Genomic DNA, 25,124 nt, shown 5'->3' on the forward strand with positions numbered 1-25,124 from the left:
CGACGGCAACTCCCTTCTGTACGTCAGCACTCGATGACGTTGACGGCGAGGCCGCCGCGGGCGGTCTCCTTGTACTTGGCCTTCATGTCGCGGCCGGTGTCCCGCATGGTCCTGATCGCCTTGTCCAGGCTGACCTTGTGGGTGCCGTCGCCGGCCAGGGCGAGCCGGGCCGCGTTGATCGCCTTGACGCTCGCGACGGCGTTGCGCTCGATGCAGGGGATCTGCACGAGGCCGCCCACCGGGTCGCAGGTGAGGCCCAGATTGTGCTCGATCCCGACCTCGGCCGCGTTCTCCACCTGGGCGGGGCTGCCGCCGAGCACTTCGCACAGCGCCCCCGCCGCCATGGCGCACGCCGATCCGACCTCGCCCTGGCAGCCGACCTCGGCCCCGGAGATGGAGGCGTTCTCCTTGAACAGGATGCCGATGGCGGCGGCGGTCAGCAGGAAGCGGACGACGCCGTCCTCGTCGGCGCCGGGCACGAAGCGCGCGTAGTAGTGCAGTACGGCGGGCACGATCCCGGCCGCCCCGTTGGTGGGCGCGGTCACGATGCGGCCGCCCGAGGCGTTCTCCTCGTTGACGGCGAGGGCGAACAGGTTCACCCAGTCCATGCCCCGCAGCGGGTCCGTGCTGTCCCCGCCGGTGGCGCTCAGCTCACGGAAGAGTCCCGGCGCGCGGCGCGGCACGCGCAGGCCGCCGGGCAGCACGCCCTCGCGCCGGCAGCCACGGTCCACGCACGCCCGCATCACCGCCCACAGATCGAGCAGTCCGGCACGCACCTCCGCTTCGGGCCGCCAGGCCTGCTCGTTGGCGAGCATCACCTCGCTGATCGACAGGTTCTCCCGGGCGCAGACGTCGAGCAGTTCGGCACCGGTGGAGAACGGGAAGCGCACCGGCGTGGCGTCGGCGACGACGCGGTCGGCGCCGGTGGCCTCCTCGTCGACGACGAAGCCGCCGCCCACGGAGTAGTAGGTGCGCGCGGCCAGTTCCCGGCCGTCCGCCGCCAGGGCCCGGAACACCATGCCGTTCGGGTGGGCGGGCAGGGATCTGCGGCGGTGCAGCACCAGGTCCCGGTCGCCGTCGAAGCGGATCCGGTGCCTGCCGTCGAGCAGCAGCGTGCCGCCGGCGCGTACCGCCGCGACCCGGCCGTCGGACCGGTCGGTGTCGACGGTGGCCGGGTCCTCGCCCTCCAGGCCGAGGACCACGGCCCGGTCGGAACCGTGGCCGCGGCCGGTGGCGCCGAGCGAGCCGTACAGCTCCGCCCGGACGCCGGCGACGTCGTCCAGCCGCCCGTCCCGCTCCAGCAGCCGGACGAAGCGCCGGGCCGCCCGCATCGGCCCCACCGTGTGCGAGGAGGAGGGGCCGATGCCGACCGAGTAGAGGTCGAAGACGCTGAGGGCCATCACGGCACCTCGGCGCCCTGGAACTCGCTCATCGCGTCGATGAGCCAGCGGGCCAGGTAGTCGGCGAACGAGGACCGCGGGAGGAGCCGGTAGGCGGTCTCGCCGGTCTGCCAGAGCACCACCGGGACCGGTCCGACCTGTGTGGACACCGCCCGGTCCGGCCCGAAGGAGCGCGGGTGCAGGTCCAGGGCGCAGCCCTTCTCCAGGACCGCGCGGGCCGAGGGGCCGCTCAGCTCCAGCGTGGTCCGGTTCGCCGACACGTCGACGACCGAGCCCGGCGCCCCGGCGAGCGCGTCCAGCAGTTCGGCGACCAGCGCAGGCCCTTCGCTCTGCGACAGCACGAGCCATTCGTCGGGGCCGAGCCACAGGGTGGAGTGCGGGCCGGACCGCGCGGTGGCGCCGCAGTGGCCGGGCAGCGCGGCGCCGAGTGCCGAGCCCAGTCGGCCGGCCGCCTCGGAGGCGGGGTCGACGCGCAGGCTCACCATGGTGACGAAGGGCCACTCCTCCAGCGACACACCGCGCTCGCCCGTCACCGTGGCGGCGCGCATCCGGTCCCGGAGGTGCGTCAGGGGACCGCGGCGCAGCGCCGCGGGTCCCGCGTCGGTCGGCTCAGCCATCTCGCTTGGTCCCTTCGGGGTCGTAGAGCACGGGGTCGGCGACCAGGACGGGCACCAGGTCGTCGCCGACCGGGGCGAGCAGGGTCTCGCCGATCCGGTTGCGTCCGTCGGCGACGAGCGCGAGGGCGAACGGCCTGCCGAGGGCCTGGCTGTGATAGCTGGAGGTGACGTGGCCGAGCATCGGCACCGGCCCGTCCTGCGGGGTGACGGGGACGTCCGGCGCGACGATCTGGGAGCCCTCCGGCAGCCGGGTGCTGCCGTCGGCGGGCAGCAGGCCGACCAGGTGCTTGCGGTCGCCGCGGGCGGTGTCGGGGCGGCTGTAGGAGCGCTTGCCGATGAAGTCCTTCTGCTTGGAGACCGCCCAGGACATGCCCGCGTCGTGGGGGGTGACCGTCCCGTCGGTGTCCTGGCCGACGATGACGTAGCCCTTCTCGGCGCGCAGCACGTGCATGGTCTCGGTGCCGTACGGGGTGATGCCGTACGACTGTCCGGCCGCGTGCACCTGCTCCCAGACGGCCAGGCCGTACCAGGCGGAGACGTTGATCTCGTAGGCGAGTTCGCCGGAGAAGGAGATCCGGCAGATGCGGGCGGGAACGCCGGAGGCCAGGGTGACCTCACGGAAGGTCATGAAGGGGAACGCCTCGTTCGACAGGTCGAGGCCGGGGGCGAGTTGGGCGACGACCTCGCGGGACCTGGGGCCGACGACGGCGATCGTGGTCCACTGCTCGGTCACCGAGGTGCAGTGGACGTCGAGTTCGGGCCACTCGGTCTGCAGCCACTCCTCCAGCCAGTCCAGTACGCCGGCCGCGCCGCCCGTCGTGGTGGTCATGAAGTAGCGGTCCTCGTCGAGGCGCAGGGTCACGCCGTCGTCGAAGATCATGCCGTCGGGCTTGCACATCACGCCGTAGCGGGCGGAGCCGGGCTTGAGCTTCTTGAAGGCGTTGGTGTAGATCCGGTTGAGGAATTCGCCCGCGTCCGCGCCCCGGATCTCGATCTTGCCGAGGGTGGAGGCGTCCATGAAGGCGACGCCCTCGCGGGCCGCGCGGCACTCCCGTGCCACCGCAGCGTCCATGTCCTCCCCCTCCCGGGGGTAGTACCACGGCCGCTTCCACTGCCCCACGTTCTCGAACTCCGCGCCGTACGCGACGTGCCAGCCGTGGATCGCCGTCGTGCGCTCCGGGTCGAACAGGTCGCCGCGCTCGCGTCCGGCGAGGGCGGCGAAGGCCACCGGGGTGTACGGCGCCCGGTAGGCGGTGGTGCCGATCTCGCCCGGCGAGGCGCCGTCGCCTAGGGCGGCGGCGATCACGCCGATCGCGTTGACGCCGGAGGTCTTGCCCTGGTCGTTGGCGGTGCCGAGCGAGGTGTAGCGCTTGACGTGCTCGACGCTGCGCATCCCGGCGCCGGTGGACCGCCAGACGTCGGCGACGGTGACATCGCGCTGGTGGTCGACGAAGTGGGTGTCCCAGGTGCCGGGATCGCCGACTGAGCCCTCGGGGCCCTCGGGGCCGTTGCCGGGTGCGGGCACCAGCCACAGTGCGCGCACCGGGGCGCGGTCGCGGGCCTCGCCGGCCGGCGGGGCGGGGACGGGCACCGGGAACCCGGCGTCGGTGGCGGCCCGCGCACCGGCGCGGGCCCCTTCGGCGAGCGCGCCGTCGAGGTCGTACGTTCCGCGGGCCGCACCCGCGATGTGCTGGTCGCGCACCGTGCCGTCGGGGACGAAGGCGGCCAGGTCCCCGTCCCAGCGCAGCTTCCCCTGGCGCTGGCTGTGCAGGTGCACGACCGGGCTCCAGCCGCCCGAGACGGCGAGCAGGTCGCAGTCGAACGAGACGGGCTCGCCGGTGAGTTCGCCGGCGTCGTCGAGGGCCTGGACGGTGACCCCGGTGATCCGGCCCTCGCCCGCGGTGCCGGTCACCGCGCTGCCGGTCAGCACCTTGACGCCGGACGCCACGGAGACCTCGGCCGCCCGCCGGGACAGTTGGGGCCGCGCGTCGACGACGGCGGCGATCGGTACGCCGGCCGCGTGCAGGTCGGCCACCGTGTCGTAGGCGCTGTCGTTGGTGGTGGTCACGACCGTGCGCGAGCCGGGAGCGACCGCGTAGCGGTTGACGTAGGTGCGCACGGCGGAGGCGAGCATCACGCCGGGGCGGTCGTTGCCGGCGAACACCAGCGGCCGTTCGTGGGCGCCGGTCGCCAGGATCACCTGGCGGGCCCGGATGTGCCAGAGCCGCTGGCGCGAGACGCCCGCGGAGGCGTCGGGGGCGCCGGCGCCGAGGTGGTCGGTGCGCCGTTGCAGGGCGAGGACGTAGTTGTCGTCGTAGGAGCCGAAGGCGGTGGTGCGGGGCAGCACGACGACCTCGGGCGCGGCGTCGAGGGCCGCGCGCATGTCGGCGACCCAGTCGAGCGCGGCCTGGTCGCCGACGGTCCCGGTGCGCCCGGACAGCAGCGAACCGCCGGGCTCGGGCTGGTCGTCGAGGAGGATCACGCGGGCGCCGGAACCGGCGGCGGCGACGGCCGCCGCGAGTCCGGCCGGGCCCGCTCCGACGACCAGGACGTCGGTGTGCGCGTACTTCTTGTCGTAGACGGCGGGGTCGGGGTTCGGGTCGAGCCGGCCCATCCCGGACAGGGTGGTGGCGGACAGCCCGTCGTACAGCTCGACGGCTGTCGCGGGCAGCATGCTCTCCGAGCACGGGCCGTCGAGCTGGAGCAGGGCGTTGGGCTCCTCGACTCCGGCGGAGACGATGCCGCGCGGGCGGCCCCGGTAGAGGGACGCTCCGACCTCGACGACACCACTGGCCAGCAGGGCGGAGGCGACGGTGTCGCCGGGGTGGCCGGTCAACTGCCGTCCGTCGACGGTGAACCGCAGTACGGTGCCGCGGTCGACACGGCCGCCGTGCGGCAGACGGAATTCCTGGTCGGTCATCGGTTCCCTCCGGCCGGATCGGCGGACTGACGAAGGTCGCTCCGCCCGGGAAGCCCGGGGAGCCCGGCAAGCCCGGGGAGATCGGGGCGGGGCTCGTCGAGCCGGTAGACGGCGAGCACTTCGTAACTGACGGTGTTGCGTACGACGTTGAACCAGCGGCGGCAGCCCGTGGAGTGCACCCACCGCTCGGCGAAGGGGCCCTTGGGGTTGTCCCGGTAGAAGACGTATTCGGCCCACTGCTCGTCGGTGAGGTCCCCGGGGGTCCCGGGGAAGGGGATGTGGGCCTGGCCTCCGTAGTGGTACTCGGTCTCGTCCCGTGGACCGCACCAGGGGCAGTTCAGCAGCAGCACGGTGTCCTCCTCTCAGTGGGCCACGGCCGCGGCGCCGTGCTCGTCGATCAGGGCGCCCGTGGTGAAGCGCTCCAGGGCGAAGGGCTTGTTCAGGGGGTGCGGCTCACCGGTGGCGATGGTGTGGGCGAAGGTCCAGCCGGCGGCCGGCGTCGCCTTGAAGCCTCCGGTTCCCCAACCGCAGTTGACGTAGAGGTTCTCCACCGGGGTGGTGCCGATGATCGGGGAGGCGTCCGGGGTGACGTCGACGATGCCGCCCCAGGTGCGCAGCACGTGCGCGCGGGCGAAGACCGGGAACAGCTCCACGGCCGCGGCCATCTGATGCTCGATCACATGGAACGAGCCGCGCTGGCCGTAGCCGTTGTACGCGTCGACGCCCGCGCCCATCACCAGCTCGCCCTTGTGCGCCTGGGAGACGTAGACGTGCACGTGGTTCGACATCACGACGGTGGGGTGCACCGGCTCGTGCAGCTCGGAGACCAGAGCCTGGAGCGGGTGCGACTGCACCGGCAGCCGGAATCCGGCCCGCTCGGCCAGGACGCCGCTGTGCCCGGCGCCCGCGAGACCGACCCGGCCGGCCAGGATGCGGCCCCGGCTGGTCTCCACGCCGACGACCCGGTCGCCGTCCTTGACGAAGCCGGTGACCTCGCAGCCCTGGATGAGGTCGACGCCCATCTCGTCGGCGCGGCGGGCGAGTGCCCAGGCGACGTGGTCGTGCTTGGCGATGCCGGCGCGCGGCTGGTAGGTGCCGCCGAGGACCGGGTGGCGGGTGGTGGGCGAGACGTTGAGGATCGGGCAGACCTTGGCGACCTCGTCCGTCTCCAGCCATTCGGCGTCGACTCCGTTGAGGCGGTTGGCGTTGACGCGGCGCACGCCCTCGCGGACGTCCTGGAGGGTGTGCGCGAGGTTGAGCACGCCGCGCTGGCTGAACAGGAAGTCGTAGTCCAGTTCCTCGGGCAGCCGCTCCCACAGTTTGAGGGCGTGCTCGTAGAGGGCGGCGCTCTCGTCCCACAGGTAGTTGGACCGGATGATGGTGGTGTTGCGGGCCATGTTGCCGCCGGCCAGCCAGCCCTTCTCCAGTACGGCGACGTTGGTGATGCCGTGGTTCCTGGCGAGGTAGTAGGCGGTGGCCAGGCCGTGGCCTCCGGCGCCGACGATGACGACGTCGTAGGAGGAGCGCGGATCGGGGGTGCGCCAGAGCCAGTCGGGATGCTCCGGGAGCGGGGTGGCGGTCATCCGGCGGTTCCGTTCTGCTCGGCGGGTCCGGTCGGGGTGGTGGGTCCGGTCGGGTGGGCCGGTCCGGTCGGTTCGGCGTTCGCGGTCCGGCCGTCGGGGGCGGTCCGGCCGGCGTAGAGCGGGAACTTCTCGGCGAGCGCGGTGACCCGGCCGCGCAGCAGTCCGGCGCCCTCGTCGGTGAGGTCCTCCTCCTTCAGGGCGCGGGCGATGATGTCGGCGACCTCGCGGAACTCCTCCGCGCCGAAGCCCCGAGTGGCCAGCGCGGGGGTGCCGATGCGCAGGCCGGAGGAGACCATCGGCGGGCGGGGGTCGAAGGGCACGGCGTTGCGGTTGACGGTGATGCCGACGCGGTGGAGGCGGTCCTCGGCCTGCTGTCCGTCGAGCGCGGAGTCGCGCAGGTCGACCAGGACGAGGTGGACTTCCGTGCCGCCGGTGAGGACGGAGATCCCGGCCTCGGCGACGTCGTCGGCGAGCAGCCGGCCGGCGAGGATCCGGGCGCCCTCGAGGGTGCGCCGTTGGCGCTCCTTGAACTCCTCGCTCGCGGCGACCTTGAAGGCGACCGCCTTCGCCGCGACGACGTGCTCCAGGGGGCCGCCCTGCTGGCCGGGGAAGACCGCCGAGTTGATCTTCTTGGCGAGTCCGGACCGGCTGAGGATCACACCGCCGCGGGGACCTCCGAGGGTCTTGTGCGTGGTGGTCGTCACGACGTCCGCGTACGGCACGGGGCTGGGATGCAGTCCGGCCGCGACCAGTCCCGCGAAGTGCGCCATGTCGACCATGAGGTACGCGCCGACCTCGTCGGCGATGCGCCGGAAGGCGGCGAAGTCCAGCCGGCGGGGGTAGGCCGACCAGCCGGCCACGATCAGCTTCGGCCGGTGCGCGCGGGCCAGTTCGGCCACCTCGTCCATGTCGACGCGCAGGTCGGACTCGCGGACGTGGTACGGCACGACGTTGTAGAGCTTGCCGGAGAAATTGATGCGCATGCCGTGGGTGAGGTGGCCGCCGTGCGCCAGGTCGAGCCCGAGGATCGTGTCCCCGGGGTCGAGCAGGGCGGACATCGCGGCGGCGTTGGCCTGGGCGCCCGAGTGCGGCTGGACGTTGGCCGCCTCCGCGCCGAAGAGGGCCTTGACCCGGTCGATCGCGAGCTGTTCGACGACGTCGACGTGCTCGCAGCCGCCGTAGTAGCGGCGGCCGGGATAGCCCTCGGCGTACTTGTTCGTCAGGACCGAGCCCTGGGCCTGCATCACGGCCGCCGGCGCGAAGTTCTCCGACGCGATCATCTCGAGTGTCGTCTGCTGGCGCCTCAGCTCCTCGGAGACGGCGACGGCGATCTCCGGGTCCAGCGCCGCCAGCGGGAGGGAGAGAAGGCCGCTTGCCTCCGTCGTCGACGGACTCGCTGCCATAGTGAGCACCACCTCAATATGCGACTGCTCCCACACTGATATATCAGTTGCTGCGGTAACGTAGGACAAGCCGACGGAACGGGTCAAGGGGGCAGCGCGATGGATCGGACAGAGGTCTCGCCGGCGGGCGCCGAGGAGACGCTCACCCTCGCCGAGCGCGCGTACCGCGACATCCGCGACCGGCTGATCATGCTGGAGATCCCGCCGGGCGCCCCGGTGAACGAGGATCTGCTCGCCCAGAGCGTCGGCTTCGGGCGCACCCCGGTGCGCGAAGCCCTCAAGCGGCTCCAGCACGAGCGGCTGATCGTGGCCTACCCGCGGCGCGGGACCTTCGCCACCGAGGTCAACATCACCGACCTCGCGCACATCTCCGAGGTGCGGCGCCAGCTGGAGCCGATGGCGGCGGCATGCGCGGCGGAGCGTGCCACGGCCGCCGACCGCGAGGCGCTGGGCGCGCTGCTGCGGCGGCTGGAGGGCGAGGACACCCCCGGGCAGGGCGCGGACGCCCTGATGCGCCTCGACCTGCGGGTGCACCGCGCCATCTACGCCGCGACCCACAACCCGTACTTCGAGGACACCCTCGTCCGCTACGACAACCTGGCCACCCGGATCTGGTGCCTGTTCGTGAACCGGCTGCCCGGCATGGCAGGGCACGTCGTCGAGCACGGACCGCTGCTGCGGGCCATCGTCGACGGCGACCCCGACAAGGCCTCGGAGCTCGCGCGAAGCCATGTCGTGGGCTTCGAGCGGGCGATCCGCGAGGCGATCTGAGCGCAACAAACCCCTCAGCCGCCGGCCTCAGGTCGGCGGCTTGTTGCGTTTGCCGCAACAGAGGTGCTCGTAAGGAAAAACCATGAGTGAATCCCTTGCGCAAGCCCGAGGCTCCACCTAGCTTGTGCAACAACGTTGCTGGATACGCAACTCCATGTTGGGGAGTCCGTTCCATGAACGACCAGCCAAGCGCCCCGGTGCGGCCCCAGCCGCCCGATCCACCCCCGCCGCTCGCCCCCTCCGCCGACGCCATGGCCGGCTCGCCCGCCGGCAGCCCCGCGGTACGCCGCCGCGTGGTGGCGGCCAGCTTCATCGGCAACTTCGTCGAGTGGTTCGACTACGCCGCCTACGGCTATCTGGCGGCGACCATCTCCACGGTCTTCTTTCCCGACACCGACCGCACGACGGCCCTGCTGGCGACCTTCAGCGTCTTCGCCGTCTCCTTCTTCGTCCGTCCCCTCGGCGGATTCGTCTGGGGGCACATCGGCGACAAGGTCGGCCGGCGCAGCGCGCTCTCGCTGTCCATCGTGATCATGTCGGTGGCGACCTTCTGCATCGCCCTGCTGCCCACGTATCACGCGGTCGGCCTGTTCGCACCGCTGCTGCTCCTGATGGTCCGGGTCGTCCAGGGGTTCTCCGCCTCCGGTGAGTACGCCGGCGCCTCCGCCTTCCTGGTCGAGTACGCGCCCGCCGGACGGCGGGGTCTGTACGCCTCCGTGGTCCCGGCCAGCACCGCCTCGGGTCTGCTGCTCGGCTCCCTGCTCGCGGCCCTGCTCACCGGAGTGCTCTCCGAGGGCCAGATGCACGGCTGGGGCTGGCGCCTGCCCTTCCTGCTCGCCGCTCCGATGGGCCTGATCGGCCGCTACATCCGGATGCGACTGGAGGACACCCCGGCGTTCCGGGCCCTGGAGGAGCAGGACGTCGCGCGGACCCCGGCCAAGCAGATGCTGCGCGCCAACCGCCGCCCGCTGGTCCTGGCGATGGGCGCCACCGTGCTCAACGCGGTCGGCTTCTACATGCTGCTCAGCTACATGCCGACGTACCTGTCGGAGGAACTCCACTTCGGCACCACCGAGTCGTTCCTCGCCACCACCGTCTCGCTCACGGCGTACATCGCCTTCGTCTTCCTCACCGGCCTGGCCTCGGACCGGTTCGGCCGGAAGAAGATGCTGATCACGGCGTCCACCCTGTTCACCCTGTGCACCGTGCCGGCGTTCATGCTGCTGGACGGCGCCGGGCTGCTGACCGTCATCGCGATCCAGGTGCTGCTCGGCGGCATGCTCACCCTCAACGACGGGACGCTGCCGAGCTTCCTCGCCGAGCAGTTCCCGACCCGGGTCCGCTACAGCGGTTTCGCCATCAGCTTCAACCTGGCGAACGCCCTCTTCGGCGGCACCGCGGCGTTCGTCGCCACGCTGCTCATCTCCTGGACCGGCAGCAGCCTCTCCCCCGCCTGGTACCTCGCCGCCGCGGCACTGGTCTCGCTCTGGGCCGTCCTGGCCTCGAAGGAGACCTCACGCGAGCCGCTGCGCGAGCGCTGAGGACCACCCACCCACCGGACGGCTCCTCTTCCCCGGTCGACGGGGAGACGCCGAACCGATGAAGAACCAATGAAAGCCGACGAAAACCGACGCGAAGGAGTACCCGTGTCCGCTGCCGACCTCGAGCGCCTGAAGCTGATCCGCAACGGTGAGAAGGAGCGACTGACCTTCTCGGACGCCGAGATGGAGCGCCGGCTGTCGATGCTCCGCAAGGCGATGGCCGAAACGGGCGTCGACGTCGCCCTGTTCACCTCGTACCACAACATCAAGTACTACTCCGACTTCCTCTTCACCTCCTTCGGCCGTCCCTACGCGCTGATCGTCACCACGGACGACCAGATCACCGTCTCCGCCAACATCGACGCCGGCATGCCGTGGCGGCGCACCTTCGGCGACAACGTCGTCTACACCGACTGGCACCGCGACAACTACATCCACGTCATCAAGGAGACCCTGAGGGGGCGGGCCGTCACGCCGCGCCGGATCGGCGTCGAGCACGACAGCCTGCCGCTGGACACCCTGCGGAAGTTCGAAGCCGCCTTCCCCGAAGCGGAGTTCGCCGACATCGCGCAGACCGCCATGCGGCAGCGGATGGTCAAGTCGGACGAGGAGATCGCCCTGATCAAGGAGGGCGCGCGGGTCGGCGACCTGGGCGGCGAGGCCATCCGCGCGGCGATCCACGAGGGCGTCTCGGAGTACGAGGTCGCACTGGCCGGCACCGACGCCATGGTCCGCGAGATCGCCCGCGCGTACCCGCACACCGAGATCCGCGACACCTGGGTGTGGTTCCAGTCGGGCATCAACACCGACGGCGCCCACAACTGGCCCACCACCCGCAAGGTGGGACGCGGCGACATCCTGAGCCTCAACTGCTTCCCGATGATCTCGGGTTACTACACCGCGCTGGAGCGGACCCTCTTCTACGGCGAACCCGACGCCCGGTCGCTCGAACTGTGGGAGATCAACGTCGAGGTGCACCGGCGCGGTCTGGAACTGATCAAGCCGGGGATCAGCTGCGCGGAGATCGCCCACTCGCTCAACGAGATCTACATCGGCCACGGCCTGCTGCCCCACCGCACCTTCGGCTACGGCCACTCGTTCGGTGTGCTGTCCCACTACTACGGCCGCGAGGCGGGGCTCGAACTGCGCGAGGACATCGACACCGTGCTCGAACCGAACATGGTGGTGTCCATGGAGCCGATGATCATGGTGCCCGAGGGCGAGCCGGGCGCCGGTGGTTACCGTGAGCACGACATCCTGGTCGTGACCGAGAACGGCGCCGAGAACATCACCAAGTTCCCCTTCGGTCCTGAGCACAACATCCTGGGCGTCTGATCGCGAACCCGACGGCGCGCGGTGCCGCACCGGCCCTCCCCGGGTCGGCGCGGCACCGCGCCGTGCCGTGCCGTGCACACCGAGGGAGCGCCCATGGCGGACAGGCGGACGGACCCGAGCGGCGTGGACACCGGAACGGCGGAGAACCGGGGGACCTCCGTCCTGCGCAACGGGATCTCCGTCCTGCTCTGCTTCAGCGCGCGGGAGCCCCTGCTCGGGGTCACCGACATCGCCGCCCGGGTCGGTCTGCACAAGAGCACCGTCTCCCGCATCCTCGCCACCCTGGAGCAGGCCGGCCTGGTCGAACGGGCCGCCGGCTCCCGGCGTTTCCGGCTCGGCCTGGGCGTGATCGCCATGGCCGGGCCCCTGCTCGCGGACCTCGACGTGCGCCGCGTCGCCCACCCGGTGCTGCGGGATCTGACCCGGCGCACCGGTGAGACCTCGGCGCTGATGCTGTGGAACGGCACCGAGGCCGTGTGCGTCGAGCAGGTCCCCAGCCCTCACGAGGTCAAGCACACCACCGCGCTGGGCACCCGGTACGACACCGCCGCCAGTTCGTCGGTGCGGGTGTTCCTGGCCCAGCTGCCCGGCGGCACCGTCCGCGCCCTGCTCACCAGCGGCACGCTGGTCCTGCCCGGGCTCGACGAGACGGTGCTCCAGGCGTATCTGTCCCAGCTCGACGCGATGCACGGGCAGGGCTACGCCACGAACTTCGGGGAGACCTCGTTGCAGGAGGCCGGCGTGGCCGCACCGGTCTTCGACCACCGTGGCGAGGTGGCCGCGGCCGTTCTCACCTCGGCGCCCCGCTTCCGCGTCTCCCCCGACCTGCTGCCGGTTCTCGGCGAGGCGGTACGCGCCGCCGCCGACCAGGTGACCCGCCGACTCGGCGGCCACGACCCGGACCGGCCACGGTGACGGGGACGACCGCGCGGAACGCGCCCCGCCCGTCCATGCCCCACCCGCACCACGCCGGAGAGGCCCGGGGCGGACCCTTCCCGTGACGCACCGGACACATCGCGCCCCGGCGAGTGCCACAACGCCCGGACGAGCCGCCCCCAGCCGGACGGCACCACGGCAGCCCGACACCACGGCAGCCCAGCAGCCCGACACCACGGCAGCCCGGCAGCCCGGCAGCCGCAACCCCGTACACCCGACGGCCAAAGGCCGAACACACCGCACTCCCGGCGGTCCGCCCAGGCGGTTCCGCGGGACGCCGGAGCCGCCAGCCACCACCCCGCCCCGACCCGGTCTTCAGGACAGCCCGGCGTGAAAGGTCCGGGGAAGATCCCTCCAAGGGCGCACCCGGCACATCGCGCCCCCGGCCCGGCACCACGGCGCGCAGTACCCACCGCCGGCCGGCGCCACGGCGACCCGGCGGCCACAACCCCGGACTCCCAGCCGCCGAAGACCGAACGCGCCGCACTCCCGGCGGTCCGCCCAAGCGGTTCGGCGGGAGTTCGGCGCGTTCGCCGGGCGCTGCCCGGCCGGTGCCGACCGGGCCGGGGATACCCGGTGCTACCCGGCCAGTGTCAGCCGTGGCTCGTGGTGAGTGAGCCGGGTGCTTCGATGCGCTCGATGTGCCGGATCTCCTTGACGGTCCCGGCCGTGTGGGCCGCGATCTCCTCCAGCGTCGTGATCCACATGCCGTCCAGGGCGCGCACGTCCTCGATCAGCCGTTCCAGGGCCGCCGCCCTGGAGGGGCGGCCGGAGATGAAGGGGTGGTTGGTCAGGACGAAGCAGCCGCTCTCGGCGTGGTGCGCCTGTGCCTCCAGCAGCCACATCTCGTGCACCTTGCGCGGACTCTCGATCACCCCGCTGCCCGTCCAGCCCGGGTAGAAGGCGTACTGCTCCCAGTCGTCCAGGCCCCAGTCGACCGGGATCTCGACCAGGTCGCCCGTCGTGCCGGTGCCGTGCAGCCGGTACGGGGTGTCGCCGTCGAGGAGACTGGAGTCGTATTGGAAGCCGCGCTCGATGAGCAGGTCCGGCGTGTGCCAGTTCATCTCCCACCACGGGGCCCGGTAGCCGGCCGGGCGGATGCCGAGCCGGTCCAGCGCCTCCAGGCCGCGGTCGAGGTACTCGGCCTCCCGCGCCGCGTCGATGCCCTGCATCGGCTCGTGGAGGTAGCCGTGGTGCGCCACCTCGTGTCCCTCGTCGACGATGCTCCGCACCATGTCGGGATAGGTGTCGGCGGTGAATCCGGGGACGAAGAACGTGGCCTTCACGTCCTGGCGCCGCAGCAGGCGCAGCAGCCTGGGCACGCCGGCCCGCGGGCCGTAGGCCTGGTGGGTCATCAGCGACATCCGCGACGAGGCCGAGGGGTCGTGCGCGAGGACGCACGACTCGGCGTCGACGTCGAAGGTGAACGCGGCGGCGGCGCGGCGGCCGTCAGGCCAGGGGAAGTTCATCGTCGGTCCTTTCCGGGACGGAGGGGAGGGCGGCGGACTGGGCCGGGCGTGCCGCACGCGGTCCGAGCACCGCGTAGACCGTCGCGCTGGTGACGCCGCCGGCCAGCCACGACAGGTCCACGCCGCCGAGGGCGACGGCGACGGGCCCCTGGAAGAACGGGATCATCCCGTACATGAACAGCCAGGTGGCGAGGACGCCGGCGAAGAACGCGGTGTAACCGGCCCAGTTGACGTTGGGAAGCCGCCTCGTGCCCACGGGGTCGAAGAGCCGCTCGACCTGGATCGAGCCGCGCTCGACCCGGTAGTAGTGGACGAGCATGATGCCGCCCCACGTGGACACCCAGGCCACCAGGCCGACCAGCCAGGTGTCGAGGACGGAGGCGAAGTCCGACTGGTAGATGAAGAAGACCACGGCGGCCATGGAGAGCACGCCGACCACGCTGCTCAGCGTGCGCCGCGGCACCCGGATGTCCAGGGCCTGGGTGGCGACGGTGAAGGTGTAGATGTTCAGGATGTTGGTCGCCACGGGGCCGTGCAGGACGAGCAGCAGCACGGGGATGGCGAGCGCCCCGAAGTTGTCGACGATGAGGCGGCCCGGGTCGACGGAGCCGTTCTTGGTGGCGAGGGTGGCGCCGAGCACCCCCAGCCACACCACGGGGATGAACTGCCCGAGGGTGCTTGCCAGATAGAGCCGGCTCCGGGGCATGCTCGTGCTGACGAAACGCGAGTAGTCCGCCGCGTAGGTGAACCAGGTGATGCCCCAGCCGATGCCGATCGCGGTCATCACCCCGGTCATGGCGGCCAGGCGCGCGCCGCCGGTGAGCACGTGTCCGGGCGGACCCGCGTACGACCAGTCGATGTGCAGGAAGAACCAGGCCACCACCGACATGGCCACCAGGACCACGATGGTGGGCGGCACCGTCCAGCGTTCGAAGGCGGAGATCGCGCGGTAGCCGATCCACGAGATGCACACCTGGACCGCCATGATCACGGCCGCCACGGCGATCTTCCACACGTGGTTGGCGCCGTGCGGATCGACCAGGCCGATCTTGCCCAGCAGGGCCATGACCAGGTCGAGGATGATCCAGGTGTTGACCGAGCACCAGCCGATCGCCAGGAACGCCTGGATGGCGGCGGGCAGATAGTTGCCGCGACGCCCGAAGGCGGCGCGCCCCAGGACCATGCCGGTCACACCGGTGCGCTGGCCCATGAGGACGAAGACGCCGAAGAAGGCCATGCCGATGAGGTTGCCGACGATCAGCACGACGAGCGTGTCGGACAGGCCCAGACCGAGCTGGATGCCGAGCGCGCCCAGGACCCAGTTGATCGGGGCGATGTTGGCGCCGCACCAGATCCAGAACTGGCCGGACACGCTGTTGGTCCGGGCCGACTCCGGGACGGGCTGCAACGCGGCCTCGACCTCGGGGACGGTGGACGGTGGCGGGGACGAGGGTGCGGGAGAAGCAGACATGGGTTGACCCCCAGGTTGAGGCGGCCTGTTCGCACGCTGGGCGGGCCGCTTGCCCCGCAATCCTGGTGGTCCCGGTCACACGGAACAAGAAACGATCTGTCATACAGTTGTTCCGCCGTGCTAAACAAATCGTCATGCTGATGTCGCTGTCGCGGGTCCTCGCCCATCCGAGCCTCGCACCGGCCGAGCCACGGGTCCTGGCCGGATCGCGGGGTCTGGAGCGGACCGTGCGCTGGCTCCACTCCAGCGAGGTCCTGGAGGTGGCGCCGCTGCTGCGCGGCGGTGAGCTGCTGCTGACCGGCGGCACCATGCTGGCCCGCGCGAGCGAGGACGAGCAGCGCGCGTACGTCCGGAGCCTGGCCGTCCGGGGAGTCGCGGGCGTCGCGATCGAGACCGGCGGCGAACTCCGGGAGGTTCCGGCGCCGCTCGTCGAGGAGGCGGCCGCGCGGGACTTCCCCGTCGTCGAGCTGCGGCGGGTGGTCCCGTTCGTGGAGGTCGCCGAAGTGATCAACGGCGCCCTGATCAACGACTCCGTGGCACGGCTGCGCTCGGTGGACGCGCTCTCCCAGGAGCAGTCCGAACTGCTCGCCGAGGGCGCCGGCGTGCAGGAGGTGCTGGACGCGCTCGTGCGGCACACGTCGACGGCGGCCGCCGTCTTCGACGCGAACGACCGGCTCATCACCGTCAGCGGCCCCGAGAAGGACCCGGGGAGCGGGCCCGCGCGGGAGGAGCCGACCCCGTTCGGCGGCATGGGGACGCGGCTGACGATCCGCGGGGTCCCCGCGGCCACCCTCGTGCTCTACCCGGACGCCGACGCGGACGTCGAGACGCTGGAACTGGCCCAGGACCGGACGGTGGAGGCCCTGAAGCTGGCACTGCTGCGGTTCCGGCCGCCGGGCCCGCGGGAGTTCGCCGCGAGTGAACTCGTCCGGCTGGCCGCCGCGGACGGCGCCCATCCGCAACGGATCCGCCGGCTGGGCGTGTCGATCGGTTTCAGCGCCGACGCGCCGGTCATCGGGGTGGCCGCCCGCGCCACCGGGCCGTCGGCCGAACTGCGCCGCCTGGACGAACTGCTGTCCCGCTACGGCCGGACCGCGGTCGACGTGCCGTCCCCGCTCGCCGTGCACACACTCCTGTCACTGCGGGACCGTGACGGCGCCGCCGGCCTGCGGGCCCGGCTCGTCGCCGATCTCACCGAGTGGCGCTCGTCCGACCGGACGGCGATCGCGGTCGGCCCGCTGATGCCGGCCCTGGAGGACGCGGCCGTCTCGCTGGGCGCGGCGCTGGAGTGCGTGCGCCGCCCCACGCGCGCGTTCCGGGCCGGGGTGGTCGACGCCACCGAGCTGAGTGCGGAGCGGCTGCTGCTCGACGACGAGCTGCGCATCCCGGCGGAGCGGCTCGTACGGGAACAGCTCGGGCTCCTGCTCACCCTGCGGCACGAGGAACGCGACCTCCTGCTCACCACCCTGGAGACGTATTTCGAGACCGGCTTCAACAAGACCCGCGCGGCGGCGGAACTGCATCTGCAACGCCAGTCCCTCTACGCGCGGTTGCAGCGCGCGTTCGACCTCCTGGGCGGCGATCCGACGGGAACGCCCCGGGCGCTGGCCCTGCACCTGGCGCTGCGCGTCCACCGCCGGCTCGTCTGACCGCGGCGCCCGCCGGGGCCGGCCGGGTGCTGGTCAGTCCTTGTAGTCGGGGCAGGTCCGGTCGAGCAGGCGCAGCAGCGCCGCCCAGGCGAGTTCGTAGGCGTCGACGTCCTCGAAGTCCGAGGTCGCCTCGCCCGCGAGCTGCTGGGCGGTGTACTCGCAGACCTCGGCCGGCGGGACGACGAGGGGGCCGCCGCCCGCCTGCGCGGTCACCTGGATCTCGCAGGCCTTCTCCAGGTAGTACATGCGCAGGAACGCCTGGGCCGCGCTCTCGCCGACCGTCAGCAGCCCGTGGTTGCGGAGGATCAGGGCGGGGTGGCCGCCGATGTCCGCGACGAGGCGTCGCTGTTCGTCGAGGTTGAGGGCGACGCCCTCGTAGTCGTGGTAGCCGACCCGGTTGTGGAACTCCATCGACATCTGGTTGACCGGCAGCAGCCCGTCGCGCTGGGCGGCGACGGCGCAGCCCGCCTTGGTGTGGGTGTGCAGCACGCACCGCGCGTCCTCGCGTGCGGCGTGGATCGCGCTGTGGATGACGAAACCGGCCGGGTTGACCGGGTACGGGGTCGCCTCGACCGGGTTGCCGGACAGGTCGATCTTCACCAGGTTCGAGGCGGTGATCTCCTCGAACAGCAGGCCGTAGGGGTTGATCAGGAAGTGGTGGTCCGGGCCCGGCAGCCGCATCGAGATGTGCGTGAAGATCAGGTCGGTCATGCGGAAGTGCGCGACGAGCCGGTAGACGGCGGCCAGTTCGCGGCGCAGTCGCAGCTCCTCTGCTGCCGGATCGAGGGCCGACGCGGCCGGGCTCCGGGTGGCGGGTGTGCTCAGCAGGTCGGTCATGGGGGCTCCTTCGGGACGGTTCAGACCTCGGGGTCGACGACGGGCGTGAGGGGGCGGCCGGTGCGCTGCCAGGCGATGACGTTCTCGGCGGGCTCGCACACGTACGCGCGGTGCGAGGCGTCGGACAGGAAGGCGCTGTGCGGTGACAGCTGGATGCGCGGGTGGCCGCACAGCGGGTCGCCGGCGGGCGGGGGCTCCACGGGCAGGACGTCGAGGGCGGCTCCGGTGAGCCGGCCGCTGTCGAGCGCCCGGAGCAGGGCCTCGGGGTCGACGAGTTCGCCGCGGGAGACGTTCACCAGCAGTCCGCCCGGCCGCATGCGGGCGAGCAGCCCGTCGTCGACCATGCCCCGGGTCCGGTCGGTGAGCGGGACGTGCAGGGACAGCACGTCCGCCGCGCCCACCAGTTCGTCCAGTTCGAGCCGGTCGACACCGGCCGGCCATCCGGAGGGGTCGGCCTGCGGGTCGTACGCGGCGAGGCGGCCGAAGACGGGAGCCGCGATCCGGACGAGTTCCCGGGCGATACGGCCCATCCCGACCAGGCCCAGCGTCAACCCGCCTGCTCGGCGCGGCAGTTCGGCCCTGGCGAAGTCGGTGGCCCAGCCTCCGCCGCGCACCACGGCGTCGGCCTGCGGCAGCCGGCGTACGAGGGAGAGGGCCGAGGCGAGGGCGTGGACGGCGACGTCCTCGGTGGCGGTGCCGGGCAGGTTGGTCACCCACAGGCCGCGCCGGCGGGCCGCGGCGGCGTCGATCATGTCGTACCCGGCCGACATGGTGGCGAGGACGCGCAGCCTCGGCAGGCGGTCGAGGAGTGCCTCGTCCACGCACGCGTAGCCGACGATCAGCGCCACCGCGTCATGAGCCGCGGCCGCGATGGCCCCGGGGTCGCGGCTGCCGGCGATCCGCACGGCGAAACCCGCGTCGGTGAGGAGCCGGACACCCGGCTCCGGGTCCAGCTCGCCCAGGTCCGTGTAGACGACCACGGGTTGCCCCACGGCGACCTCCTCAACTGATTCGACCGTTTGGAACGCCCTTAACCTACGTTTCGACTGATCTGATGTCCATTGGCGATTGACTCGACTGTGCAGTGATGCGCATCACCCGCCGGTGGACCCGGCGGGTGATGCCCGAGAATGACACCGGACCCGGGCGCCGCCGCACCACGGGCCGACACACCGAAGGAACCGAGGGGGAACAGCCCAGGTGGATCTGGACCACACCGACCTCGCCGTCGTGCGCGAACTGCAGACGGACGGCCGCCTCACCTACGAGACGCTGGCCCAGCGCGTGGGCCTGTCACGGCCCGCCACCCGGGCCCGGGTCCAGCGGATGCTGGACTCCGGCGCGGTGCGCGTGGTGGCCATCGTGCACCCCGCCGTGCGCGGGCTGACCGCCTCGGCGCACCTGTCGATCGACACCTACGGCGCGGCCGGACCGGTGGCGCGCGCCATCGCCGCGATGCCCCAGGCACCGTTCGTCACCCTCACGGCGGGACAGCGGGCCATCATGACCGAGCTGCGCACCGAGGGGTTCGCCGAACTGGACCGGGCGATCGAGCGGGTGCGCACCCTGCCGGGCGTGCGGACGGTCGATCCGCTGCTCACCACCCGCCAGCTGAAGGACCCCTACCTGCTCCCCGACCCCCCGGCCGCCGCCGAGCTCGACGAGCTGGACCGGCGGATCCTGGACGAGCTGGAGCGCGACGGCCGGCTGCCGTTCGCCGAACTCGCCGACCGGGTGGGGCTGTCGGCGGGCGCCACCCGGTCCCGCACGCTGCGGCTGCTCGACGGCGGCGTCGCGAAGGTGCTCGCCCTGGTGCGGCCCGAACTGCTGGGCATGGGCCACCTCTGCGGCTTCGCGGTGCGCCTGGACGGTCCCGCGGATCCGGTGGCCGAGCGGCTCGCCTCCTGGGACCGCGTGTCGTTCCTGTCCGCCTGCATCGGGCGGGCCGATCTGGTCGGCACCATCACGGCCGAGTCGCTGCCCGCGCTCCTGGCCACCCTGGAGCGGATGCGGGCGTGCGAGCAGGTGAGCGGCGTGGAGAGCTGGCTGCACATGGAACTGGTGAAGGAGCGCTACGACCCGGGAGCCCCGGCACCGGCACCGGACGCCGGAGCACGGACCCCGGCACCGGACTCCGGAGCATGAACCGCCGGCAATCACCCCCTCTGACGGACGATCCGTAAGCACACACGCCTGATACCTTCCGAAATTTTTCTCTGAAGCACCTCTAGCCAATCTGTCGTTCGTTATCTATCGTCCAGGCGAACGAATCAGCCGTCGCGTCGCCTCCGCGTACCTTCGGCGTCCCCTGGTCGAAAGCAGGCCCCATGCACCACCCTCTCGACGACCCCGACCGCACCCTGCTGGTGACCGGCGCCGCGATCGCCTCCGCCGGCACCACGACCCGCGCGGAAGCCCTGGCCGTGCGCGGCGACCGGATCGTGCACGTCGGCACCGCCGACGACGCCCGCGCCGCGCTCGGCCGCGTGGACCGCGAGCTGGAGCTCGACGGCGGTCTGGTCCACCCCGGTTTCGTCGACGCGCACTGCCACCCGGTGATGTACGGCCAGGCTCTGGCCTGGGTCGACTGCCGGCCCGAGCGCGTACCGGACATCGACACCCTGGTCGACGTGCTGCGCGACGCCGCCCGCGACCTGCCCGCCGGAGTCCCGGTGCGCGGCTTCGGCTACGAGCACCGCCGCCTCGCCGAACGCCGCCACCCCACCCGCCACGACCTCGACCGCGTCGCCGACGACCGCGAGGTCTATGTGATGAACGCTTCCGGTCACGGCGGCGTCGTCAACTCCCACACGCTGCGGACCTGCGGCATCACGGCCGGCACCCCGGACCCCGAGGGGGGCAGCATCGGTCGTTTCGCCTCGGGCGAGCCCGACGGACAGCTGTGGGACGCCGCGTGCGACCTGCTCACCGGACCGGGCGGGGTGAAGATCGGCAACCACGGCCCGAACTTCCACCTCACCGAGCCGGACGCCATCATGGCCGACCATCTGGCGCGCGCCCAGGAGGTCTTCCTGGCCGCCGGTGTCACCACGGTCGGTGACGCGCAGGCCTCGCGCCGCGAGATGGAGACCTATCTGCGGGCGCAGGAGTCCGGCTCACTGCGCATGCGTGTGTCGGCGTACCTCACCTCCGCGCTGCTGGACACCGCGCTCGAGCTCGGCGTCGTCCACGGCTTCGGCGGCGACCTGTTCCGTGTGCAGGGCGTGAAGTTCTACGCGGACGGCACGCTGGGCGGCTGGACCGCCTACTTCCCCGAGGGCTACGCCGCCGACTGCTGCCACCACGGGCAGCTGTACCACTCGGTCGAGGAGTACGCGGAGATCGTCGCGCGGGCCCACCGGGCGGGGTTGCAGACCGCGACGCACGCCCAGTCCCCGTACGCCATCGGCATGGTCCTCGACGCGGTCGAGAAGGCGCAGGCGGACCGGCCCCGGCCGGACATGCGGCACCGTATCGAGCACTGCGGACTGCCCACCGACGAGCAGATCGACCGCATGGGCGCGCTGGGGGTCGTCCCGGTGATGCAGCCGCAGCACCACCTGCGGACCGGTGACGGCACGCTGACCGCCGTCGGCGAGCTCGGCCACCGCTACAACCCCGCGGGCCGCTGCCTCACGGCCGGTGTTCCGGTCGTGTTCAGCTCCGACGCGCCGGTCGCCCCGCCCGCCCCGCTGGAGGCGGTCTCCGCGGCCGCCACCCGGCGCACGGTCCTGGGCACCGTCCTGGGCGACGAGGCACTGCGGCTGCCGGTCGCCGACGGCCTGCACGCGCACACCGCCGCGGCCGCCCGCGCCCTGCACCGCGAGCACGCGGTGGGCGCGCTGGCGCCGGGCATGCTCGCCGACTTCGTCGTCCTCGACGCCGATCCCCTGCACACCGCGGCCAACGAACTCACCGGCATCGGCGTGCGCGAGACCTGGATCGGCGGCACCCGCGCCTGGGCGGCCCCCGGCCGCTGAGTTCCGCCCCCGCTCCGTCCCCTTCCCCCGGGAGCGGCGCGCACCGCCGCGCCGCTCTCCCGCTCCCCCGTCCCCACCCTCAGCCGGAGGTCCCGCATGCCGGACCGCACCCACCAGCCCGATCCGAGAAACGCGCGCAGAGCCGCGCTGGCCGCCCTGGCCGGCACCTCGATCGAGTGGTACGACTTCTACGCCTTCGCCACCGCCGCGGCCATCGTCTTCAACGACGTGTTCTTCCCCGCGGACATGCCCTCGCTGCTCAAGACCCTGTCCGCCTTCGGCACGTTCGCCGTCGGCTTCCTGTTGCGACCGCTCGGCGGCATCGTGTTCGGGCACATAGGCGACCGGGTGGGACGCAAGAAGACCCTCGTCATCACCCTGCTGATGATGGGCATCGCGTCCTTCGCCATCGGCCTGCTGCCGACCTACGCCCAGGTCGGCGCCCTGGCTCCGGTCCTGCTCATCGTCCTGCGCCTGGTCCAGGGCGTCGCGATCGGCGGCGAGTGGGGCGGCGCGGTGCTGATCGCGGTGGAGAACGCCCCGAAGGGCAGGAGGACCTTCTTCGGCTCGTTCGCCCAGCTCGGTTCGTCCGTCGGCGCCCTGCTCTCCACCGGCGCCTTCAGCCTGATGAACCTCTTCGGCCACGACGCGTTCCTCAGCTGGGGCTGGCGCGTGCCGTTCCTCGCCTCCGCCGTCCTCGTCGCCATCGGACTCGTCATCCGCGTCAAGCTCGAGGACTCCCCGGTGATGTCCGAGGTGCGCGAGGAGCGCGGCACCGAGGCCAAGCTGCCGGTGGCGGAGGTGCTCCAGAAGGCCTGGCGCACCGTACTGGTCGGCGTCTTCGCCCTGGCCACGGCCACCGGCGGCTACTACGTGGTGACCAGCTACCTGCTGTCCTACGGCACCGGACACCTGCACCTGTCCGAGTCGATGCTGCTCAACGGCCTGACGCTGGCGGCCTTCCTCGAACTGCTGGTGACCCCGGGCCTGGCCTGGCTCGGCGACCGCGTCGGCGCGCACAAGGTCGTCATCGCCGGACTCGCCGGAGTCGTCGTCCTGGCGGCTCCGCAGTTCATGGCGATGGGCACGGGCAGCGTCGCACTGATCTACCTGATGATGCTCGCGATGCGGTTCGTGATGTCGGCCCTGTACGGACCGATCGCCGCGATCCTCGCCGAAGGTTTCGAACCGCACGTCCGCTACACCGGGATCTCCCTGTCGTACCAGGTCTGCAACCTGATCTTCGGCGGCTTCGCGCCGGTGGCCTGTGTGTCCCTGGCCGCGCTGGCGGGCGGCCACTACTGGCCCCCGGCCGTGCTGCTGATGGTGATCTCGGCGATCGGCATCTGGTGCACGGGGCGTCTGCACGTCGCGCGCGTGCGGCGGGAGGCCGCCCGGCCGGCCACCGCGGAGGCGGATCCGCTGCCGGCGGTCTCCTGACGACTCACGGCGGGGAGGACGGGCTCCTCTCGGGTTCTGTTCCGAGTCCGCCCTCCCCGCCGTGCGGGTTCAGCCGTCGGCCCGCCGCTCGCGCCGCGGGCCCACGAGCCGTTCGGGGTCGCCGAGCAGGGTGACCAGCGTCGTGTCGTCGAGCAGGTGCTGGGCACGGATCTCCTCGACCACGCTGGTTCCGTTGCGCAGCGCCGCCTGGGCCACCTCGGTCGCCCGGTGATACCCCAGGTGCGGCACCAGCGCGGTCACCAGCCCGATCGAGCGCTCGACACCCGCCCGCAGCCGGTCCCGGTCGGCGGTGATGCCGTGCACGCATCTGGTCGCCAACAGGCGGCAGGCGGCGGTCAGTTCGATCAGCCCCTGGAACAGGCAGCGGGCGACGACCGGTTCGAAGGCGTTCAGCTGGAGCTGTCCTGCCTCGGCGGCCATCGACACCGTGACGTCGTTGCCCACCACGCAGAACGCGACCTGGTTCACCATCTCCGCGATCACCGGGTTCACCTTGCCCGGCATGATGCTGGATCCCGCCTGCACCGCGGGCAGCCGGATCTCGGCCAGACCGGCCCGCGGGCCCGAGGACAGCAGCCGCAGATCGCCGGCCACCTTGGACAGCTTCACCGCCGTGCGTTTGAGCACCCCCGAGAAATGCACCAGCGCGCCCACGTCCTGCGTGGCCTCCACCAGGTCCGCGGCGGAGACGAACGGCCGGCCGGTGAGCGCCGCCAGGTGCCGGGTGGCCAGCCGGGCGTACTCCGCGGGGGCGTTCAAACCGGTTCCGATCGCCGTGCCGCCCAGGTTGACCTCCAACAGCAGTTGCCGGGCCTCGCGCAGGCGCTGCTGGTCCTCGGCCAGCATGACGGCGAACGCGCCGAACTCCTGCCCCAGGGTCATCGGCACCGCGTCCTGCAACTGGGTCCGGCCCATCTTGAGGAAGCCGGCGAACTCCGCCGCCTTGGCCCGGAACGCGTCCTCCAGCAGCGCCAGCGCGGCGAGCAGGTCATCGGCCGCCTCGCAGAGCCCCACCCGCAGCGCCGTGGGATAGGCGTCGTTGGTGCTCTGCCCGAGGTTGACGTGTCCGTGCGGGTCGAGATGCGCGTAGTCGCCCCGGGGGCGGCCCAGGATCTCCAGGGCCCGGTTGGCGATCACCTCGTTGGCGTTCATGTTGGTCGAGGTGCCGGCCCCGCCCTGCACGACGTCGACCACGAACTCCTCGTGCAGTTCTCCCTTCCGGATCTGCTCGCAGGCCTCGACGACGGCCCGCGCGCGGGATTCGTCGAGGAGGCCGAGATCCCGGTTGGCGAGCGCGGCCGCCTGCTTGACCGTGGCGAGCGCGCTCACCAGGTGCGGGTACGACGAGATCGGCGTGCCCGACACCGGGAAGTTCTCCAGGGCGCGGGCGGTGTGGATGCCCCAGCGCACGCCGTCGGGCACGTCGAGGCGACCGATCAGGTCCCGCTCGGTGCGAAACGAGGTCGTCATGCCGCCCCGCCTTTCTGCTTGATGACTTCCATGACTCGCCCACGACCCCCACCTGCGGAGGCCCCGCGGGCGACGAACAAGAACAGCGGCCCGGAGGACACCGGGCCCGTCACGACCCGGCCCGCGTACGCGACGCCCGGCGACGGACGGCCGGCCGCCACCGGGCACCCCCGTTCCGAGCCCGCGCCCACGACGCCCAACGGCACCCGGCCGGCCGCCGGGGACCCCCGGCCCGGCCGGCACCCGCGACGATCTCCGGCTCCCAGCCGACCGCCGCCAAA

Annotated in this window: 19 protein-coding genes; 8 read left to right on the forward strand and 11 right to left on the reverse strand. The window is 72.2% G+C overall.

What is annotated here, in order from left to right:
- Positions 1-23: 23 nt before the first annotated feature.
- The 6 genes from TNCT6_RS10240 to glyA are packed head-to-tail and all read right to left on the reverse strand — an operon-like array spanning position 24 to position 7,923.
- Positions 24-1,400: an L-serine ammonia-lyase gene (locus TNCT6_RS10240; protein WP_141358779.1), complete on the reverse strand. Its 1,377-nt coding sequence runs from the start codon at positions 1,398-1,400 to the stop codon at positions 24-26.
- Complete coding sequence (locus TNCT6_RS10245; RefSeq protein WP_141358781.1) at positions 1,400-2,017, reverse strand: sarcosine oxidase subunit gamma; 618 nt, start codon at positions 2,015-2,017, stop codon at positions 1,400-1,402. The genes TNCT6_RS10240 and TNCT6_RS10245 overlap by 1 nt, the downstream gene beginning before the upstream one ends.
- Positions 2,010-4,937, reverse strand: coding sequence for a sarcosine oxidase subunit alpha family protein (locus tag TNCT6_RS10250; RefSeq protein ID WP_141358783.1), 2,928 nt, complete (start codon positions 4,935-4,937; stop codon positions 2,010-2,012). The genes TNCT6_RS10245 and TNCT6_RS10250 overlap by 8 nt, the downstream gene beginning before the upstream one ends.
- Entirely contained in the window at positions 4,934-5,287 is a 354-nt protein-coding gene (locus TNCT6_RS10255) for a sarcosine oxidase subunit delta (RefSeq protein WP_141358785.1), read from the reverse strand. The genes TNCT6_RS10250 and TNCT6_RS10255 overlap by 4 nt, the downstream gene beginning before the upstream one ends.
- Positions 5,288-5,299: 12 nt before the next feature.
- Positions 5,300-6,520: a sarcosine oxidase subunit beta family protein gene (locus tag TNCT6_RS10260; RefSeq protein WP_141358787.1), complete on the reverse strand. Its 1,221-nt coding sequence runs from the start codon at positions 6,518-6,520 to the stop codon at positions 5,300-5,302.
- A complete protein-coding gene (gene glyA, locus TNCT6_RS10265; protein ID WP_141358789.1) occupies positions 6,517-7,923 on the reverse strand; it encodes a serine hydroxymethyltransferase in 1,407 nt (468 codons plus the stop codon). Before glyA ends, TNCT6_RS10260 begins: the two co-directional genes overlap by 4 nt.
- Positions 7,924-8,022: 99 nt before the next feature.
- Here glyA and TNCT6_RS10270 point away from each other — a divergent pair, with 99 nt between their 5' ends.
- The 4 genes from TNCT6_RS10270 (at position 8,023) to TNCT6_RS10285 (ending at position 12,485) form a co-directional block, all read left to right on the forward strand.
- The gene (locus TNCT6_RS10270; RefSeq protein ID WP_141358791.1) at positions 8,023-8,694 is read left to right on the forward strand and encodes a GntR family transcriptional regulator; all 672 of its coding nucleotides are present in this window, start codon (positions 8,023-8,025) and stop codon (positions 8,692-8,694) included.
- A gap of 173 nt (positions 8,695-8,867) precedes the next feature.
- Positions 8,868-10,235 (forward strand): MFS transporter, encoded by a 1,368-nt coding sequence (locus TNCT6_RS10275; protein WP_253266066.1) that lies wholly within the window; start codon positions 8,868-8,870, stop codon positions 10,233-10,235.
- A gap of 105 nt (positions 10,236-10,340) precedes the next feature.
- On the forward strand, positions 10,341-11,570 hold the full coding sequence (locus TNCT6_RS10280; RefSeq protein ID WP_216372775.1) for an aminopeptidase P family protein: 1,230 nt from the start codon (positions 10,341-10,343) through the stop codon (positions 11,568-11,570).
- Between the two features lie 93 nt (positions 11,571-11,663).
- Positions 11,664-12,485 carry an IclR family transcriptional regulator gene (locus TNCT6_RS10285; protein ID WP_141358795.1) on the forward strand — a complete coding sequence of 274 codons (822 nt, stop codon included), beginning with the start codon at positions 11,664-11,666 and terminating at the stop codon, positions 12,483-12,485.
- A 614-nt stretch (positions 12,486-13,099) separates the two neighbouring features.
- Here the strand turns inward: TNCT6_RS10285 and TNCT6_RS10290 are convergent.
- Entirely contained in the window at positions 13,100-13,975 is an 876-nt protein-coding gene (locus tag TNCT6_RS10290) for a polysaccharide deacetylase (protein ID WP_141358797.1), read from the reverse strand.
- Positions 13,956-15,446: a cytosine permease gene (locus tag TNCT6_RS10295; protein WP_141358799.1), complete on the reverse strand. Its 1,491-nt coding sequence runs from the start codon at positions 15,444-15,446 to the stop codon at positions 13,956-13,958. Before TNCT6_RS10295 ends, TNCT6_RS10290 begins: the two co-directional genes overlap by 20 nt.
- A gap of 134 nt (positions 15,447-15,580) precedes the next feature.
- Between TNCT6_RS10295 and TNCT6_RS10300 the strand changes: the two genes are divergently transcribed.
- The gene (locus TNCT6_RS10300; RefSeq protein WP_141358801.1) at positions 15,581-17,095 is read left to right on the forward strand and encodes a PucR family transcriptional regulator; all 1,515 of its coding nucleotides are present in this window, start codon (positions 15,581-15,583) and stop codon (positions 17,093-17,095) included.
- Positions 17,096-17,128: 33 nt separating this feature from the next.
- Here the strand turns inward: TNCT6_RS10300 and TNCT6_RS10305 are convergent, their stop codons facing one another.
- Both TNCT6_RS10305 and TNCT6_RS10310 read right to left on the reverse strand, forming a co-directional pair.
- A complete protein-coding gene (locus TNCT6_RS10305; RefSeq protein ID WP_141358803.1) occupies positions 17,129-17,932 on the reverse strand; it encodes a class II aldolase/adducin family protein in 804 nt (267 codons plus the stop codon).
- A 20-nt stretch (positions 17,933-17,952) separates the two neighbouring features.
- Positions 17,953-18,924: a C-terminal binding protein gene (locus TNCT6_RS10310; protein ID WP_141358805.1), complete on the reverse strand. Its 972-nt coding sequence runs from the start codon at positions 18,922-18,924 to the stop codon at positions 17,953-17,955.
- Between the two features lie 208 nt (positions 18,925-19,132).
- On the opposite strand from TNCT6_RS10310, the gene TNCT6_RS10315 reads away from it, so the two are divergent.
- From TNCT6_RS10315 to TNCT6_RS10325, 3 genes are all read left to right on the forward strand, one after another.
- Positions 19,133-20,077 carry an Lrp/AsnC family transcriptional regulator gene (locus TNCT6_RS10315; RefSeq protein ID WP_141358807.1) on the forward strand — a complete coding sequence of 315 codons (945 nt, stop codon included), beginning with the start codon at positions 19,133-19,135 and terminating at the stop codon, positions 20,075-20,077.
- A gap of 182 nt (positions 20,078-20,259) precedes the next feature.
- Positions 20,260-21,912, forward strand: coding sequence for an amidohydrolase (locus TNCT6_RS10320; RefSeq protein WP_141358809.1), 1,653 nt, complete (start codon positions 20,260-20,262; stop codon positions 21,910-21,912).
- Between the two features lie 96 nt (positions 21,913-22,008).
- Complete coding sequence (locus tag TNCT6_RS10325) at positions 22,009-23,352, forward strand: MFS transporter (RefSeq protein ID WP_141358811.1); 1,344 nt, start codon at positions 22,009-22,011, stop codon at positions 23,350-23,352.
- Between the two features lie 69 nt (positions 23,353-23,421).
- Here the strand turns inward: TNCT6_RS10325 and TNCT6_RS10330 are convergent, their stop codons facing one another.
- Positions 23,422-24,843: an aspartate ammonia-lyase gene (locus TNCT6_RS10330; protein ID WP_141358813.1), complete on the reverse strand. Its 1,422-nt coding sequence runs from the start codon at positions 24,841-24,843 to the stop codon at positions 23,422-23,424.
- Between the last annotated feature and the right edge of the window lie 281 nt (positions 24,844-25,124).

Source organism: Streptomyces sp. 6-11-2, from assembly GCF_006540305.1.
In the GTDB taxonomy this organism is placed as follows: Bacteria; Actinomycetota; Actinomycetes; order Streptomycetales; family Streptomycetaceae; genus Streptomyces.

Excerpts from the sequence above, each read along its gene's own strand:
- TNCT6_RS10300 (WP_141358801.1), top strand. The coding sequence starts at position 15,581 with ATGCTGATGTCGCTGTCGCGGGTCCTCGCCCATCCGAGCCTCGCACCG.
- TNCT6_RS10275 (WP_253266066.1), top strand. The coding sequence starts at position 8,868 with ATGAACGACCAGCCAAGCGCCCCGGTGCGGCCCCAGCCGCCCGATCCA.
- TNCT6_RS10240 (WP_141358779.1), bottom strand. The coding sequence starts at position 1,400 with ATGGCCCTCAGCGTCTTCGACCTCTACTCGGTCGGCATCGGCCCCTCC.
- glyA (WP_141358789.1), bottom strand. The coding sequence starts at position 7,923 with ATGGCAGCGAGTCCGTCGACGACGGAGGCAAGCGGCCTTCTCTCCCTC.
- TNCT6_RS10290 (WP_141358797.1), bottom strand. The coding sequence starts at position 13,975 with ATGAACTTCCCCTGGCCTGACGGCCGCCGCGCCGCCGCCGCGTTCACC.
- TNCT6_RS10270 (WP_141358791.1), top strand. The coding sequence starts at position 8,023 with ATGGATCGGACAGAGGTCTCGCCGGCGGGCGCCGAGGAGACGCTCACC.
- TNCT6_RS10250 (WP_141358783.1), bottom strand. The coding sequence starts at position 4,937 with ATGACCGACCAGGAATTCCGTCTGCCGCACGGCGGCCGTGTCGACCGC.
- TNCT6_RS10305 (WP_141358803.1), bottom strand. The coding sequence starts at position 17,932 with ATGACCGACCTGCTGAGCACACCCGCCACCCGGAGCCCGGCCGCGTCG.
- TNCT6_RS10295 (WP_141358799.1), bottom strand. The coding sequence starts at position 15,446 with ATGTCTGCTTCTCCCGCACCCTCGTCCCCGCCACCGTCCACCGTCCCC.
- TNCT6_RS10330 (WP_141358813.1), bottom strand. The coding sequence starts at position 24,843 with ATGACGACCTCGTTTCGCACCGAGCGGGACCTGATCGGTCGCCTCGAC.
- TNCT6_RS10320 (WP_141358809.1), top strand. The coding sequence starts at position 20,260 with ATGCACCACCCTCTCGACGACCCCGACCGCACCCTGCTGGTGACCGGC.
- TNCT6_RS10260 (WP_141358787.1), bottom strand. The coding sequence starts at position 6,520 with ATGACCGCCACCCCGCTCCCGGAGCATCCCGACTGGCTCTGGCGCACC.
- TNCT6_RS10245 (WP_141358781.1), bottom strand. The coding sequence starts at position 2,017 with ATGGCTGAGCCGACCGACGCGGGACCCGCGGCGCTGCGCCGCGGTCCC.
- TNCT6_RS10285 (WP_141358795.1), top strand. The coding sequence starts at position 11,664 with ATGGCGGACAGGCGGACGGACCCGAGCGGCGTGGACACCGGAACGGCG.
- TNCT6_RS10325 (WP_141358811.1), top strand. The coding sequence starts at position 22,009 with ATGCCGGACCGCACCCACCAGCCCGATCCGAGAAACGCGCGCAGAGCC.